Source organism: Bradyrhizobium sp. USDA 3650, from assembly GCF_054057395.1.
Genome location: NZ_JBSRZG010000001.1, coordinates 3,261,811 through 3,277,791, shown reverse-complemented (window position 1 = coordinate 3,277,791; position 15,981 = coordinate 3,261,811). Strand labels below are relative to the sequence as shown.

12 protein-coding genes and 2 pseudogenes are annotated in these 15,981 nt (G+C 59.5%); 8 read left to right on the top strand and 6 right to left on the bottom strand.

The genetic code is table 11. The features are described 5' to 3' along the window. Positions 1–468 precede the first annotated feature (468 nt). The 5 genes from ACVIN2_RS15210 to ACVIN2_RS15190 all read left to right on the top strand — a co-directional run bounded on the left by ACVIN2_RS15210 (position 469) and on the right by ACVIN2_RS15190 (position 4,170). Positions 469–1,569, top strand: a complete 1,101-nt coding sequence (locus ACVIN2_RS15210) for an LOG family protein (protein ID WP_317245316.1) — start codon at positions 469–471, stop codon at positions 1,567–1,569. Between the two features lie 39 nt (positions 1,570–1,608). After that, positions 1,609–3,387, top strand: coding sequence for a phospholipase D-like domain-containing protein (locus ACVIN2_RS15205; protein ID WP_456766195.1), 1,779 nt, complete (start codon positions 1,609–1,611; stop codon positions 3,385–3,387). 64 nt (positions 3,388–3,451) lie between these two features. Further along, positions 3,452–3,730: a hypothetical protein gene (locus ACVIN2_RS15200; RefSeq protein ID WP_456766194.1), complete on the top strand. Its 279-nt coding sequence runs from the start codon at positions 3,452–3,454 to the stop codon at positions 3,728–3,730. A gap of 10 nt (positions 3,731–3,740) precedes the next feature. Next, the gene (locus ACVIN2_RS15195; RefSeq protein WP_456766193.1) at positions 3,741–4,034 is read left to right on the top strand and encodes a hypothetical protein; all 294 of its coding nucleotides are present in this window, start codon (positions 3,741–3,743) and stop codon (positions 4,032–4,034) included. Further along, complete coding sequence (locus tag ACVIN2_RS15190; protein ID WP_456766192.1) at positions 4,018–4,170, top strand: hypothetical protein; 153 nt, start codon at positions 4,018–4,020, stop codon at positions 4,168–4,170. The genes ACVIN2_RS15195 and ACVIN2_RS15190 overlap by 17 nt, the downstream gene beginning before the upstream one ends. 30 nt (positions 4,171–4,200) lie before the next feature. Here ACVIN2_RS15190 and ACVIN2_RS15185 read toward each other — a convergent pair whose 3' ends face one another. The 4 genes from ACVIN2_RS15185 to ACVIN2_RS15170 form a co-directional block, all read right to left on the bottom strand. After that, positions 4,201–5,232, bottom strand: coding sequence for a S1/P1 nuclease (locus ACVIN2_RS15185; RefSeq protein WP_456766191.1), 1,032 nt, complete (start codon positions 5,230–5,232; stop codon positions 4,201–4,203). 42 nt (positions 5,233–5,274) lie between these two features. Continuing rightward, on the bottom strand, positions 5,275–5,973 hold the full coding sequence (locus ACVIN2_RS15180; protein ID WP_456766190.1) for an SGNH/GDSL hydrolase family protein: 699 nt from the start codon (positions 5,971–5,973) through the stop codon (positions 5,275–5,277). A 152-nt stretch (positions 5,974–6,125) separates the two neighbouring features. After that, complete coding sequence (locus ACVIN2_RS15175) at positions 6,126–7,559, bottom strand: hypothetical protein (protein WP_317245310.1); 1,434 nt, start codon at positions 7,557–7,559, stop codon at positions 6,126–6,128. Next, entirely contained in the window at positions 7,519–8,568 is a 1,050-nt protein-coding gene (locus ACVIN2_RS15170) for a nucleoid-associated protein (protein WP_317245309.1), read from the bottom strand. The genes ACVIN2_RS15175 and ACVIN2_RS15170 overlap by 41 nt, the downstream gene beginning before the upstream one ends. A gap of 357 nt (positions 8,569–8,925) precedes the next feature. Here ACVIN2_RS15170 and ACVIN2_RS15165 point away from each other — a divergent pair, with 357 nt between their 5' ends. From ACVIN2_RS15165 to ACVIN2_RS15155, 3 genes are all read left to right on the top strand, one after another. After that, the gene (locus ACVIN2_RS15165) at positions 8,926–10,473 is read left to right on the top strand and encodes a Fic family protein (protein ID WP_317245308.1); all 1,548 of its coding nucleotides are present in this window, start codon (positions 8,926–8,928) and stop codon (positions 10,471–10,473) included. A gap of 211 nt (positions 10,474–10,684) precedes the next feature. Then, positions 10,685–11,893 carry a metallo-hydrolase/oxidoreductase gene (locus tag ACVIN2_RS15160; protein ID WP_456766189.1) on the top strand — a complete coding sequence of 403 codons (1,209 nt, stop codon included), beginning with the start codon at positions 10,685–10,687 and terminating at the stop codon, positions 11,891–11,893. 587 nt (positions 11,894–12,480) lie between these two features. Next, positions 12,481–12,765 carry a hypothetical protein gene (locus ACVIN2_RS15155; protein WP_456766188.1) on the top strand — a complete coding sequence of 95 codons (285 nt, stop codon included), beginning with the start codon at positions 12,481–12,483 and terminating at the stop codon, positions 12,763–12,765. 523 nt (positions 12,766–13,288) lie between these two features. Here the strand turns inward: ACVIN2_RS15155 and istB are convergent. Together istB and istA are read right to left on the bottom strand one after the other, a co-directional pair. Further along, positions 13,289–14,020 (bottom strand): annotated as a pseudogene (gene istB / locus ACVIN2_RS15150) (IS21-like element helper ATPase IstB). Between the two features lie 11 nt (positions 14,021–14,031). Next, positions 14,032–15,566: pseudogene (istA, locus tag ACVIN2_RS15145) on the bottom strand (IS21 family transposase). Positions 15,567–15,981: the final 415 nt, after the last annotated feature.

The window sequence follows — 15,981 nt, the reverse complement described above, 5'->3', positions numbered from 1 at the left end:
ATGCCCTCCGCCCGCACCAGCCGCTCATGCAGAGTCTCGAACATATCGAGGATGTCATCGATTGGGTTCATTCTTGCCCTGCTCGATGGATTCGGCGAGGAGCTCATCGAGGGGCGTCTCCTTCAATTGGCTTTTGAGTGGGATGGTGCGAACAACCCAACGACTTAGCTTTGTTTGCCTTCTCGTCAGCCTCGCCGTTGTCCGCACTTCCAATTGCAGGGAGCTCAGTGCCGGCATGCCCTTGACGATTTTAGCGAGCAAACGAGCGGTGGCTGAGGATCGTTCCGGATGGCCGTGGCAGAACGAAAGGAATTGGCCTTGCCTAGCTGAGAAGTGAATGTCACACTCTACCTGTAGTTTAGGCATTTGACCTTGCACTGAAAACGTTTTCCGTGGTTGGGCGGCCGGCGTCCGGCTGGGCGGATTCCCCGTCCCTTCGATCTGACCTGAGTTTTTTAGGAGCATCCCTTGGATTACGAATTGCCCACCGATTTGTATTCTTCCGAAGATCTTCTACGCGGCTACGATCCGACTTCGAAGATGGGACTGGCGGAGGCGTGGGATTTCCGGGTCTTCCGGCAATATGTCGCTGACGGCGCTGACAACCCGGCGACTCTGGACGTGCGGAGGAAGCAGGCCGACCACGATGCCAACATTTCTGACGCGCTCAGACGCTTCCTGACGCAGGAGACGCCAAAGCTCGTCGGCATTATGGGTGGGCACGAGCTGTCGAGGGCGGAACCTGCCTATGCGACGCTAGCAAGGCTGGCGCGTCAACTGACCGAACAGGGCTTTATGATCGTTACGGGCGGCGGCCCCGGTGCGATGGAGGCCGCTCACGTCGGCGCAACTTTCGCGGGCGCCGACGATGCGGCCTTCTCGGCGGCGCTGTTCATCCTCGGGAAGGAGCCCCTGCTTCCTGTGCTGGATCAGCTCGTGACCAGCGACGGAGGGGTCGCGCCGGGCCACGAGACCCAATTCGACGACGCGAGGCGCTGGATCAACGCCGCTCTGGACGCCAGGACGCGTGCACCGGCCAAGCCGAGCCTCAGCCTCGGTGTGCCCACCTGGCTCTATGGTCAGGAGCCGACCACGCCCTTTGCGACGCATTACGCCAAGTTCTTCCTCAATAGCATTCGCGAGGAGACACTCATCACCAACTCGCGCGCCGGCATCGTCTACGCCCGGGGTAGCGGCGGCACGATGCGCGAAATCTTCGAAGACGCCGAGCGAAACTGCTACGTCCCTGACGCAAAATCGTTCACGCCAATGATTTTCTTCGACGAGAACCGCTACTGGCAACGCGATGCCGAATACGATGCGAATGGTGATCCCATTCCGTCAAAGAAGGGCGTCAAGGTCGACGACACCGTCCGCAACCTGTTCACCTTGGCGAGAGCTCGCAAGAAAGATGGCGCGGCCTGTCTGCTCAAGGTCAGATTCACGGTAGACGCGAAGGAGATAGGCGATGTGCTGCGGCTTCATTCTGGCATAGCGCTGCAGAACTTGATGTTTGCGCTGGCCGACGAGCCGATGAAGGTGTCGACCAGCTTCTTGAGCCGAGCCTGACAAAGGGTCACATGCCCATCGAGGGGAGGAGGCATCGCCATGCCGGGTGCGGTTTCGAATACGGTCAATGGAACTCAGATACGAGCAACTGCCTATCATGATTGCGACGATGTCCAGCTCTTTTGGCGCGTCTCCAGCGGTGCTGCTTCGGACGTACCGATCCCCGGATGCCTGGGCTTCATGATTGAGCGCCAGCGCCAGGTGGGTGGGAATTGGTCGCCCACGGAGATCCTGCGCAATCGCGTGGGCTTTACCGATCAGCCGCCCGCCGATGGCGCTGATGACGCAAATAGCTCAAGGCCGTCGAATGTATGGCCTTTCCAAAGATACGAATGGACGGATCACGGCGCCAACAACGGCCAGACGGTCCGCTATCGCATCAATGCGGTAGGATCGTTCGGGGAGGGCATTGTCGGAGAAAGCACGCTGGTGTCCTTGGCGGATTCCGGCTGGACCGAAGCCATCGACGTGAATGGCCAAGCCGGCAACGGCATAGAGGCGTATTTCAATCGCGGCTTCGTCATGTCTCAATTCGTCGCACGCATCGCGCGTGAGAAGAACTGGAAGCCGCGCGACATCAAGGATCACATAGTCGACCTCGAAGAGCCTTTGAGGCGATTTCTCTCGGGTGAACTTCGCTTGGCGCTCCTGCGCTTGCTCGATGAAGTCATCGGGGATCCCAGGCTGGAGCTTTATCTGGCGATTTACGAGCTCTCAGATGAGGAACTGATCGCGCGGCTGAAGCTTTTGAAGCGGCGCGCGCACCTGGTGCTATCGAATGGCTCCGACAAGGGGGGCGACGGCAACGCGGATGTCCGCGAGGAGCTGAAGGCGGCTGGCGTTGACGTCCACGACAGGATCCTCGGCTCAAAGGGCCTGGGTCACAACAAGTTCGCCGTCGTTGTGTCCACCAAAGGCGACGTCGCAACGAAGGTGTGGACCGGAAGCACGAATTGGGCGCCGGCCGGCCTCTGCACGCAGGCTAATAATGGAATTCTGTTTGTCGACCCAAAGATCGCCGGATTGTATTTCGAGCAGTGGGGCCGCCTGAGAGATGCTGGCAGCGACTTCACGCCGGATCTCGTGGGCGACAACGCCAAATCGCCGCGTCCGGCGAACGGGACAGACGTCTGGTTCACCCGGGTCCGAAGCAAGTCGAAGAAGAATGTCCGGAAAGGTATCGACATCGAGGCGCTCATCGAGCTCGTGACGGGCGCCAAGGACATGATCCTCTATGTGATGTTCCAGCCCGGTCCCGATCCACTCGCTGATATTGTCGCAAGGGCCTCAGAGATCTACGTCAGGGGTGTCGTCAGCACCGTCACGTCGGATAACCGCGAAAAATTCTCGCTGAGAGGTCTCGATACCGAGTCCCATGAGTTTGAGACGGCTCTGGTGCAGCCCGAAGGCGTCGTGAAGTCCTTTTCGGACTGGATTGGGGAAGTGACGCGCAGCCAGTTTCTGTTTCCCAACCAGAACCCGGGCATCGGCCATGCGATCACGCACTCAAAGATGATCGTGATCGACCCCTTTTCAGACGACTGCAAGGTGGTCACCGGATCCCACAACTTTTCCGGGTCCGCCAGCGAGCAGAACGACGACAATTTTGTCGTGGTGCACGGCAATCGATCTCTGGCGGAGGCGTACAGTGTCGCCTGTCTTGCCACCTATGAGCACTATTCCTGGCGTGCCTACGTCAAGCGGCAGTTCGATCAGGGCAAGGTACCGTGGTCGCACTTGTCGGACGATCCCGCGTGGCAGGGCCGCTATCTATCCGCTTCGCGCAAGAAGCACTTGGCAGTATGGTGTCCACAGTAGCGTTCAATAAGGCACTGCGACGGTGAGTGGTGCGATATCCTTTCACTAGCGAATGGTTTCACGAATGGAATTGGATGCAAAGCCGCCCGTCGAAGGCAGGAATTTCCGTTTCACGATCCTGGGTGGCATCGGCGTGACCCGCATTACCGTCCGGCTGAGCGGGAAGGTGGTGTACGAGAGCGATTGTCCCGACCCGCCGTGTCACGAAGAGATGCGGATGCCGCAGGGCGCGGGCGGGACGGAATTGGTCGTGATCGCCAAGGATTCGACCGGAAAGGTCCTAGAACGGAAATTCATTGTCGGCAAAACGGAAGGTCAGGCGGGCGGAGCCATGTCAGCCTGAGATCCTCTCCATGAGCGCGCTTCAAGAGTTTTTTCAAGAGCTGTCTAAGCTGCAGCCGGCTACGTTGACGGCCGTAACGGCCGTCGTAGGTGCGACCGGCGCCGTGATCGTTGGCGTCATTACCGGGGTGATCACCAAATTTGTCGTAGGCGCGCGCGACAGACAAGATAGAGAGGTCGAATGGCGTAAGCATGCAATCGAGCTCACCAAGCTCGACCTCGCACCGCAAGCTCAAAACTCGAGCGCCGACAGACACACGGCCACTGAGGCCGAGCATCCTGGATTTCTTGGCCAACTATCGTGATCTGCAGGACCTCGACAAGGCCTCTCCGCGTGATCTTTATGCGACTATCCTGGCGATGCGGATCAAGAAACAGAATACGACGACGCCCGGGCTGTCCCCCAAAGAGCCGCCCGCGGCTGCCGAGCACGAAGATTGACGGATCGTTTCCGCGAGAGTGCTTTTCTGACTAGGGCCAAACGTGGTTCACGATCTCGGCGAGACGGGCTCCCGCCTTGGCAAGCTGCTGTCGCTTGATAGTATCCGCCGACTGAAGGTACGCAGCTCGATCCGAGAAGGAGATCGTCCATTTCCTGGGACCTATCTTCGTGTAAGTCACATTCGACATCGTCTGTTTCGCCACCACGATCGTGTCCGTGGCCCAAATTGCTGACCAGTTCTCGATGCGGTCCGTATCGGCCGGAACGGCCTTTGCGACGTTCACCAAAGCCAGCGGGGCGGTGTCTCCCAGATCGGATGGGGTGTCGTCCCAGGCATGATGGAAAGTGTCGTTTCCGACGGTGACGGCTTTATCGTGGATCCAGTTGCCGCCCGCGGTTTCGGTCGACGGGTCGATCGTGTGCGTGACGTCCGGATCGACCAGGCTTCCGTTGGGATCGAGGTACGGCGCAGCGACATGAAGGGGCTGTGCCATGTCGCCCACGAGATGAGCGAGTATGAACAGAGCCTCCTTCTTGTCCTTGATGTCGAAGGGCGGCGGCGCCGGCCGGCCAAGCAGCACGGCGATCGCGGCGTTGGTAGTCGCGACCAAATCATGATCATTGGTACCCGCATAGTTTCGATCGAACTTGTCGCGCCGAACGGCCACGTCGTCGAAATGGTACGTATTGTGACAGCCAAGATTGGCGGTCGCGCTCGCTCCTTCCGGATAGACGCAATCGATCCAGTTTCGGCCGGCGTAATCGACCATGGCGTTACGGTCGTTCGCGAAGGGGGTGCAGGGAGGTTCGTACTGGGGATCCACGACGTAGGCGAGGCTGCCATCGTTTTGCCTGTGGACGCTCTTCACGCAATCGAGCCATGGCCCGGCTTGCCGTAGGTCGACGCCCAGCAAGGTCTTCACCTGCTGCTTGGCATTCGGGGTCAGTAGTTGGTCAGCAATCGACCCGACCAAGCGGTGTCCGTCGGGTCCCCAAGCGGACGCGGGCTTTGCCAAGAAGAGGCTCAAGAGCACAATGACGCTGGCAGCAATTCTAGCCATGACGGATCCTCGCGTGGGAAAAACTTCAACACTTCGTTTCATTCATGAGCCTCCAGTGGCGCCGATCGCGATCGTGTTGGCGAGCGCCTCTGCCATCCGGCGGGCGCTCCAGTCACTGTGGTGGAGGCGGTCAGGATCGGTGGGATCGACCATCCGGTCAAAGGAGACCCGTTCTGCCTCATGCCACTGCTTCATCAATGCGAAGCGGTGGAACACGTTGACCGGGAAGCCGGCCCGGCCGGCTGCCGTCTCAATCAATGCCACCATTCGGTGTGCTCGCTCCTCCATGATCGGAGTGAGCACGGCCGGCACGTACTGAAGGTCCATGAGCACGACGTCCATCAATTCATTTGCGAACATCGCGAGACCGCGTTGGATCGCGCCGGCGGTGGCGTCCAGATCCTGGTTCTTCCAAACCGCGTTGGTACCAACCTGCCAGACCACGACCGATGGTTGCTCGCCGAGTACGTCGCCTTGAATCCTTCGTAGCTCGTCTGGAGCTTCTTCACCGCCGACGCCGCGGTTGAGAATATCGAAGTTCCTGCCCGGAAAGCTTGCGCGCAGCGCCCGCTCGAGACGCTGCGGATAGGGCACGATGTCGCCTTCACCCGCCGTGGTCGACGAGCCGATCGCCACGATCTTGATTGCTCCGACGCCGGCCAAGCGTCCCGACAACCACCGCATATGGTGCTGAAACCGCTTCGGTTGGGCTGGAATGGCGGTCTGATCGACTGCGGGCATGAGATTCAGCTACGCGCTCGAGAGTTTCGATGGAATTTGGTGCCGAAATGTGACGGGGCGATTACGCTATCGCAGTTGCATTCGACTATTATCAAGCCCTGTTGGATCTCGATCGCGGATACGCGGCTAGTAGAAATCTTAACCACTCAAATTTACGGCGGCTTTGCCGGAGGCGGCGGAACTGGTACTGGGCTGGGCGCGACGCCTGTAACGGGGCTCGAAGGTGACGGCGTTACATCGTGTAGTGTGTGGACACCGGCGGCAACGAGAGCTCCGATCAACAGTCCATAGACCACAAGCAGTACGCCGCGGGTCTCCCGATAGTTCTTCATCGCTTGTTCGATCGGCGTTTCAGCGATTTCTTCCCGCTCGCGAACGGAGATGTAACTAAAAAGACTTTGCATCCAGCTCCGTCGGGACGAGGCTTGGCTTTGGAAGAACGCGCCATTGATCCGCCACTGCAACGCGAACGACAGACCGATGAATACGGCGGCCGCAAAGTAGAATAAGGAAGAGATGAGAGGACCCGGTGTCTTGGCCGCATCTCCCAGGATCTTCAGTATAAAAGGCGCAGCCGAGACGGCCAGGTCGCGCCAGAGCGTAGCCGCAAGATCCTGCGCCCGTTGCGCTACCTTCTGAGTTTCATCAATCACGGTCTTGCGGAGATCGGCGAGCGCCTTCAGAGTCTCGCGGCTCGATGATTGGACGTGAGCTTCATAGGCAGCTTTGGCCGCCTCAAGCGCCTGCTCCAATGTCGTGGCGAGATCTTGCTGAGGACGGCTCGCCCGAGCCAACTCACCGGAAAAGAGCAGGTGGCGTGCCTCGACATCTGTCCCCGAAAGAAAAACCCAGTTGGCGGATTCAGTCAATCGAGAACGAGCGCCGGGCAGGGCAGGATCATCGGCTCTAATGCGATAGATCGGAGGCGTCGCCGCCGCTTGCAGCCAGACCTGGCCATCCTCGAGCCAGGCGCGGGAGACGAGACCGCCCAACAGTCTGCGGGCAGAAACCGTTTCCCAAGCTTGATACGCCGGCGATGAAACCGCTGGCGCGGCCAATAATAGCCAGGGATTGAGATCGGTAACGATTTCACGGTCGGGGACAAAGTCACGAACATAGCGAGTGGGGTCGATAGACCCAAGCAAAGGCTCGGCTCGCGGTGGCGTTTGCGCGAAATCCCATGAAGCGAACTCCAATCCTCGTGCGCGAAATGCCTGAGTGGAATTGAAGTCGGCGATCGCGAGGCGCGGAAGGACAGTTCGCTGCGCCAAGTATTGTGGGATGTCGGACTGGAAGATAAAGAAGGCGCAGCCGTCGGCAGTTGGCTTTCCGAGCGTGATCACGATCTCGCGGGTCGAATCAAAGATATCACTCCCAACGAGATCACCACCGAGACCCGGATTATAGACTTGCAAGGACGAGAACGGCGGTGGGACATCGTCGACGAAGCCGAGCCAGGCGACCTGCGCGTCGACGGACGGTAGCCGGCCTCGCAACACGAGGGCGTCAATACGTTCGTCCGCCACGGCGCCGTTCGCGACAAGCTCACGTACGCGTTCGACCAGATGTGTTGATCTCGAAGTCATCGAGTGTGATCTTGTCCCTGATGATAATCTCGCCCCTGTCGCGGTTCACCGAAATGACTGAAGACATCAAACCGACAGGGAAGGTCAATTTGACCCCGCTTGCCGTCTCAACGCGACGGTTCTTGGGAGCCTGAATTGCGTTCTTTTGGAGCACGAACGATTCGCCCGCCATTCCTTCGCGCTTCAGCTTTGCCTTGAAGTCGGTCAGCACGGGGCTATCATCAGGCAGCGGCCCGAAAATGCTCTTCAGCCAATTTTCAGCACTTTCGCCGTCGACGGAACCGCCTGATTGGCTGGCGTCGTAGAGGCGTTGCGCCAGATTTTTCATCGTGTCCTGCGGAAGTATGTCTTTGTGCTTGTGCGCAATGTTGCGCGTGACCTCGACGATTGTCCTTGTCAGCTCCTCTTCCGTTCGCTGGCGTCGCACAAGCAAGAACTGTTCGAAATAGGCCGCAGGCCGCTGCGGATTTTGACGATCGACAACGCAGATTTCGTCGCGCTCTTTGCCGAGCTTGATCAGCGCGGCCTTCTGCAGGGCATTGCGGTTCTGGACAAAAGTCCGCTCAATCTCGCCGAAGGTCGGCTTCGGCTTGCCCGAACGGCCGCGGCTGACGTCGTAGTCGTAGCTGAGAACCTTTTCGTCCTCGAATTTCAGAAGTGCATATAACCGGCCACCTGAACAAGACAGCGAGAAGATCAAGAAGGCACCGACAGCCGTGCTGCCTCCGTGAGCCTCATTGAACGCTGTCGCGAGTTTCTCGCTTTGCTCCTGGAAAGTTGCCCTATCCCGGCTGATCCGCGCCAGTTGCGCCCGCACCGGCGCGTCCGCGAGAAACTCGTATCGGTTTCCGCTGTTGACCGATCGGACGCGGCCCAGGAAAAAAGCTGCGTGTCGACCGGCATCGAACGCAGTCAGTAGCTGAAAATGTTCCTCTCCCGGGCCGACAATATGAAAAACGCTCTGATCGATGCGCAGGCTTTCGAGTTCCTGCTCAGTAAGGAAGGACATTCATCACCATAGAACAAAAAGAGAACTGATTGCAATCGCGGCGCTGTTTTATTCCAAAATTTGCGTCGTGTTCCGTTAAGAATCTTGCATCTTGTTAAGAATTCCATCCCCAACGTGTGGCCGGGCGCCGGTCTGTTGAACGGTGAACGAGCCGCCACGCCGCTAATTGGATTGCTGGTCCTCTCAAAAGCGTTCCCTTGGGTGGGGCGAGGGAGAACCCCAACGGTTTTCGCGAAGACATTTCACATTTCCCGGGTTGTGTGAGTGTTTTTCACGGCGTAAAAGGGTTTTGCGGCTCAAAGGCCAAGTTGAGAGTGAAATTCACGATTCGAGAACGTTTTTCACGGATCTGGGACAATGCAGACAAAGTTTTCAGGACCAGTGTCTGTTATTCATGACCGGCGGCTGCCGGAGATAGCAACTCCTGTTGGCTATGCTGCGCTGGTTGACGCCTACAGCCTATCCGTCCCGGTCCCGCGCGTGCTTTCCGCAATCGGAACAAAGCACCGGATCATTGAGCAGGAGGGGTGGCGCATCTACACGCCGCGCCATGCGCCGGACGCGACGCTTGAGGGGCATCTCACCTTCGCTCTCAAGAATGAAGGACTAGACCTTGCAATCCTGAAACGGCTTTTCCTCACTGTGAACGAGGATGAGATTGCGGATCTTGTGAGACAGAAGCCGACCGGTCTGTATACGCGTCGTATCTGGTTTCTGCATGAATGGCTATTGGGCCGCCAACTCAACCTGCCTGCGGCAGATAAAGTCTCTTACGTCGACGCCGTCGATACCGAACTTCAACATGCGACCTCCGGGCAGAATTCGGCACGACACCGCGTCCGGAACAATTTGCCAGGAACGCCGGAATTTTGTCCGCTTGTTTTCAAGACTGCAGCGCTGAGCGAATTTATTGCGCAGGATCTCAAGGAGCGCGCCCGTTTCGTGGTGAGCCAGGTTCCAAAGGATCTGCTGGCGCGAACCGCCGCCTTCCTTCTTCTCAAGGATTCAAGGTCAAGCTACGTCATTGAAGGAGAGAGACCGCCACAGGACCGTATCCAGCGGTGGGGCCGGGTCATCGGTGAAGCGGGACGGGCCCCGCTCGACGAGGCGGAGTTTCTACGCCTGCAGCGCATCGTGATCGGCGATGAGCGCTTCGTGAAACTTGGCTTCCGTAACGAAGGTGGTTTCGTCGGCGAGCATGACCGTGAGACGCAGCGACCTGTCCCGGATCATATCAGCGCGCGTCACGAAGATATCCCCTCCCTCGTGCGCGGACTGATCGCGTTCGATCATGCGGCGGAAAACGAGCTTGATCCTGTCGTCGCTGCCGCCGTGCTCGCCTTCGGGTTCGTTTATATCCACCCGTTCGAGGACGGCAACGGACGCATTCACCGATACCTGATGCACCATGTTCTGGCACGGCGCGGATTCAATCCCGCCGGGATCCACTTTCCGGTTTCTGCCGCGATTCTCGACAAGATCAGCGAATACAAGACCGTGTTGGAAAGCTATTCGACTAGATTGCTTCCATGTGTTGAATGGGAATCGACCCCACAGGGCAACGTCAAGGTCTTGAACGATACCGGTGATTTTTATCGTTTCTTCGACGCGACGCCCCACGCCGAGTTTCTGTACGAATGCGTGCAGAGGACCATCGAACAAGATCTTCCAAAGGAAACGCAATTTTTACGGAGCTTCGATACCTTCCGCGCGGGCATCGAGAACATGATCGAAATGCCGGAGCGGACGCTCAATAACCTCTTCGGATTCCTGCAACAGAATGGAGGACAACTCTCAAAGCGTGCCCGCGACAACGAATTCTCCGAACTAACGCCGGATGAAGTCACGAGGATTGAGGAGCTTTATCAAGCGGCTTTCTCGAAAGACTCTGGAACGGCGAGTTGACTGTGTCGGAGTGCCACCTTCATTGAATTGGGCCTGTCGGATCAGATGCTGGTCGACCTCTTGATAAAAAATAGCGCCCTCAATCGGCGTGGTCGCAGCTAAGACGCGCCGCATCGGTGAGTTTTGACCGTGGGAGGTTATCTTCTTTTTCTTCTTTATCCGCATCCCGCCAGAGTTTCCCCGCAGAGGACTGTACGCGCGCGTCTCGCGAGTGGATTCATTGAGCACGAGCCCTCATCGCCGTGCATCCTTCGAATTTGATTGCATCGATGCCGACTATGTTGATGGCGCCGGACCGCGGCTCTTGGACGGGTTTCGTGCTGAACAGACCAAACCATTCGCGCTCATGCGCGTAGTGACGACACCAGCCCGATTTGGCCACTTTGCGGGCGCGACACCGGCGCCAGCCGATTGGTTTTATCTCGAGATCGAGCGGGATGGCTCCGGCCTGCCGGCATGGCACGCTCAACTTGAAGGCAACGGCTACTCGGCGCACGCACGCGGAGTCCTCACCTACGCGCGGCAGCTTGATACACCGGACGAGACCCGAGGGCCGCGATCGAGACCCCAAACTCTCGGTGCCGCTGCCGCCCCACGGCTAGGGCTGCCGCGTTCGCTCGTCACTGCCTGTGCGCCATTGCCGAAGCCGGCAACGCGCGCCGCAATATCGACTGTTCTCAAAAGGGTCCCACAAGCGGCATCTGTCCTGGTCAGGGACGTCGGTCAGGCAAACTTTGTCTCCCTATGCGATGATCGCGGCCGCGCCATTCTGCACTTCGATGTCGGATTTCCGATCTCCTTCAATCGCCATACATTCCCCTCCAATTTCGACGTCAATCGAAGCGAGGCGCCCCCGATCGTTCTGTCGCATTGGGATTGGGATCATCTTCACGGTGCCTTCCACCTCCCCCATCTGCTAGAATGTCGCTGGATTGTTCCCAATCAGCGGCTGGGGCCTGGCGCGGCGCGACTGGCGCGAATACTCGCCCAAAAGGGCAATCTGCTCGTACGCCCCGCCAACGCAAGAATCCGCTTTCCGTTTGGTGAATTGGTAAGGAGTCGAGGCCCGGCCCGCGATCTCAATGATAGCGGATTGACCATCCTTGCCACCCTCACTAGCGGACGGTCGGCCTTGCTGACCGGAGACGCGGACTATGCGTACCTCATGCATGCCAATGCCACGAAGGTAGATCACCTCGTCGCAACTCATCATGGTGCGCGCTTCAATGCGGACGCGGCGTCGGTGCCGATGCCGAATAACAGGCATGGACAACTGGTGATTTCCTACGGTTATCGCAACGTCTACCGGCATCCACACGCGGAAGCGCTATCTAAGCACGCAAACTGGGGTTGGACGACGTGTCTGACCACCGCAGGGCGAAGAGGTGTCGCCAGCCGAGGCGATCGCATCGTGAATTGACGTTGGACAGCCAAGGTTCTGGCGCTACAGCTTTCCGTGCGGCCGGCACTTCGATGACTCGTGATCGATGGCGAAGTCCATTTCGCGTAATTTGCCGCACTGCGACGGACGCTCTGCAAGCAACATGGACGCCAGGTCAGACAGCATTGCATCACCTGTGTCGGCCCGACCAACGATCAAAAGAAGTATCACCGCCGATCGGCGTTAGAGCGCGAACGTCATATCTGGAGAGCCCCTTTAGGTGTGGGGCGACTGTTCGGCTCAACTCGGGGGCTTGATTGCGACTGCATCACAAGACGAGCCACAAAGCCTAGGCCTGTTGCTCCAATTCGGGCTCCAACGTGGTTGTCTTGATTCTCTCGACAATCAATTCGAGATCAAGCGGGCGTACGGCATGGTCGGCTTCGACGAACTCCTTGTCTTTATCGACAATCTTACCTCAGTTTGCCATCATTTGGGAGGCAGCGAGCCAAAACTCGCGCGCGTTGCATATTTACAACCCGCGCTGCCATTCGAGATACTAAGCTCCTTCATCGAGCCAACCAAAATATATTTCATGCGTACTTCAATATGATCGCGGGGGCGAAATGTATGATGTCTATCGCAGCAGCAAGCGCGACTTGCTCGTTCTGAGTACAGGCTCTGCCGTACCCCTGCTTTACTCTGCACACAAGTGGCGCAAGAGAAGAGCAAGAGTTCTCAAGGTCAGCGACGAAATCAAATCAGCCGTTCGGGCACAAGGCTACTACGTCCGCAGTCTGCACGCGAAGCCGAACCGCGTTTTCTTCCCACACTCCGGGGAGAAGGCTTTAGACATTCATCTCCAGCCTAACCGCGTAGAGGATCTGCACACCAAGATGGGAAGGAGATGATCCGCTTAGGACCGAAGCGGCGATATGTGTAGTTCCCAAGAAGTTCTTAGCCATCGCTTCTCGGTACGGAGCGCCAGTTCGCAAAATCATATTCGTCCCGCCACCGGTGCACGTTGGTTTTGCAGAATGCGCACCTGAAGTGACCAGGCTCTCGGACTTCCCGGCGGATTTGGTCAGCTACGAAGGCACCTGCGCATTTAGGGCACAAGAAAATCACTTTGGTCACAATTCACATAGTTTCTTTAGAACGCTGATTGCGGTGCTGCGGATTCCGACGAAGTCGCCCAGGCGTACCGATATGAAGTCGCCCGTGGATTCCGAGACGATGTCGCCCACCTTTCCGATTTGATCTCGCCCAGCGGCGAGGCGTTCTGGCCGGCTGGTTCTCTGGCATCGGTCAAGCCGCGTGGTCAATCTGGAATCGCGACTTCAACCTGTTTTTCTTCTTCTGCGGTTGCTGTGGGCATGTGGGCGACGCGATTGCGTTGTCCAAGCGCAGCGGCATGTCCACAGCGCCACGGGCTCAAGTCCTTCGGGCGGATTGCCGGGTTCGGCGCAGGCTCTCACCGGTGAGGTCGAGCCGATGGGCATTGTGGACGAGGCGATCGAGCACGGCGTCGGCATAGGTGGGATCTCCAATGAGCAGATGCCACTGGTCCACGGGGAGCTGGCTGGTGACGATGGTGGAGCGATGACCGTAGCGATCTTCGAGGATTTCCAGGAGGTCGTGACGGGCACCGGCGTCGAGCGGCTCGAGTCCCCAATCATCGAGGATCAGCAGATCGACACGGCCAAGGCCGCGCAACAGGCGTGGATGGCGGCCGTCGCCGCGGGCGAGCGCCAGATCGTCGAACAGTCGCGGGACGCGCTGATAGAGCACGGAGCGATTGTCGCGACAGGCCTTGTGGCCGAGCGCCGAGGCGAGCCAACTCTTGCCAACGCCGGCCGGGCCGCAGATCAGGAGATTGAGTGGTCGTCGATCCAGCGGCCCTCGACAAGCTTAGCGAACAGCGAGCGGTCGAGACCGCGCGGGGTGCGGTAGTCGATGTCCTCGACGCACGCCTGCTGGCGCAGCTTGGCGTAACGCAGGCGAGTGGCGAGCCGTTTGTCGTGCCGCAGCGAGGCTTCACGTTCGAGCAGCAGCGCAAGCCATTCGGTGTGACCGAGGCTTGCGGCCTCACCGGTGGCTTCGGGCCTTGGCCATGCCGTGGAGGCCGAGGGCGTTGAGGCGGTCGAGGGTCGGATGGGTGAGCAAGGGATGATCTCCTAATTGTAGTAGCGCGGTCCGCGGATGTTGGCATGCAGGATCGGCGCATCGTCCGCGGAACGCTGGTGCGCAGAACGCCGATCGAGATTGTTGGCGAGGATCGACTTGACCGAACCATAGGTGCGCGCGCCGATGTCGATTGCCCGCGCAGCCGCGGCGTCCAGCCGTTCGCGCCCATAGGAGGCGGCGAGCCTGAGGATGCCGAGGCAGGCGCGGAAGCCTTGCTCGGGGTGCGAGCGCTCGTCGAGAATGAGGTCGCACAACGCGCTGGTCGCCGGCCCGATCGCGGCGGCGTCCTGGCGGATACGCGCGATGGTCCAGCCGGCGTAGCGCCGATGGCTGGAGGCCATGTGCTCCGGCACGGTGGTGTGTTTGTGATTGCCGCTCATGCGCTGATGCGCGGCGATCCGCTCGCCCTTGTGGAAGATCTCGACGGTACGGGCCGTGAACCGCACCTCGACCTCGGCGCGGGCGAAGCGATGCGGAACGCTGTAGTAATGCTTCTCCACCTCGACGTGGCAATCGAGACTGACGCGGCGGATGATCCGCCACTCGGCGAGGACATAGGGGGACGCCGGCAATGGCTTGAGCGCCGGCCGGTCGACCTCCTCGAGCAACCGGCGGCGTGTCACGCCGAGCCGCCGGATCGGCCGTTCCTCATTCAGCCTCGTGAGCAGTTCGCCGATCGCCGCATTGACCTCGGCCAGGCTGTAGAAGGTGCGATGGCGCAGGCGGCCGAGCAGCCAGCGCTCGACGATGAGGACGGCCTGCTCGACCTTGGCCTTGTCGCGCGGCTTGCGCGGCCGCGCCGGCAAGATGGCGGTGCCGTAATGCGCCGCCATCTCCGCGTAGGTACGATTGATCTGCGGGTCGTACAGGCTCGCCTTAATGACCGCGACCTTGGTGTTGTCGGGCACCACCAGCGCCGGTATGCCGCCGATCGCCGCGAAGGCGCCAACATGGGCGCTAATCCAGTCGGCGAGCCCTGCGTCCACGTCGCCTGCGCGTAGGTGAAGCTCGATGCGCCGAGCACGGCGACGAAGATCTGCGCCGTTCTGCGCTCACCGGTCAGGCGGTCGACCACCACCGGCACGCCATCGCCGGCATAGTCGACGAACAACTTGTCGCCGGCCGCATGGGCCTGGCGCATCGTCACCGACAGGCGGCCCTCCCAGGCGCGGTAGAGCTCACAGAAGCGCGAGTACCGGTATCCGCCGGGCTCGGTGGCGATATATTCCTCCCACAGGATCGACAGCGTCACGTGCTTGCGTTTGAGCTCGCGGTGCACGGTCGCCCAGTCGGGCTCGGCGATGCGGCGGTGACCCTGACGGTTGCCATTGCCGGTCTTCGCGAACAGGCGAAGTTCCAGAACCGTGTCGGTGACGTCGTCTGGCAACGGCCAGCTCAAGCCCGCGGCCTCGAACCGCCGGAGCGCCAGGCGCACCGTCGAGGGCGCCGCGCCCACCCGTCGCGCAATCTCGCGGCTCGGCAGCCCGGCCGCCTTCATTCTGATCACATCGCGCACACGGCGCATCGCAAGCCTCTCCGTCGGCATCCAGGGTCCCCTTCGCAAAGCCGAAAGAGTACGGGTGGGCGACTTCAAATCGGAATGGTGGGCGAGATCATCTCGGAATCCTGGGCGACATCGATCGGAATCCGCACGGTGCAAACTGGAAAAGACGGCATGGCCCTTGTCGAACACTCCTTTGGACCAGTGCTCGTCATCCGGGTGTGGTCTGTTCTGTTCAGCTCCACGACCGACTTACTTCGTGCAAAGCCTCAGCTGTTCGGCAATGAGAGAAGCGAGGTGCGCTCGATCTGTCTCTAGCGGCCTCCTCTGTTCGGTCACGTCGTGACCGTCGCGTTCCAACACCTCCAGAAGAAATTCCTGATCGCGTATGCATCGCTGGCGACGTTCAATGTCGCGGAACAAGTCGGCAAACTCGCTG

Excerpts from the sequence above, each read along its gene's own strand:
- ACVIN2_RS15205 (WP_456766195.1), top strand. The coding sequence starts at position 1,609 with ATGCCGGGTGCGGTTTCGAATACGGTCAATGGAACTCAGATACGAGCA.
- ACVIN2_RS15180 (WP_456766190.1), bottom strand. The coding sequence starts at position 5,973 with ATGCCCGCAGTCGATCAGACCGCCATTCCAGCCCAACCGAAGCGGTTT.
- ACVIN2_RS15200 (WP_456766194.1), top strand. The coding sequence starts at position 3,452 with ATGGAATTGGATGCAAAGCCGCCCGTCGAAGGCAGGAATTTCCGTTTC.
- ACVIN2_RS15185 (WP_456766191.1), bottom strand. The coding sequence starts at position 5,232 with ATGGCTAGAATTGCTGCCAGCGTCATTGTGCTCTTGAGCCTCTTCTTG.
- ACVIN2_RS15170 (WP_317245309.1), bottom strand. The coding sequence starts at position 8,568 with ATGTCCTTCCTTACTGAGCAGGAACTCGAAAGCCTGCGCATCGATCAG.
- ACVIN2_RS15165 (WP_317245308.1), top strand. The coding sequence starts at position 8,926 with ATGCAGACAAAGTTTTCAGGACCAGTGTCTGTTATTCATGACCGGCGG.
- ACVIN2_RS15195 (WP_456766193.1), top strand. The coding sequence starts at position 3,741 with ATGAGCGCGCTTCAAGAGTTTTTTCAAGAGCTGTCTAAGCTGCAGCCG.
- ACVIN2_RS15155 (WP_456766188.1), top strand. The coding sequence starts at position 12,481 with ATGTATGATGTCTATCGCAGCAGCAAGCGCGACTTGCTCGTTCTGAGT.
- ACVIN2_RS15175 (WP_317245310.1), bottom strand. The coding sequence starts at position 7,559 with ATGACTTCGAGATCAACACATCTGGTCGAACGCGTACGTGAGCTTGTC.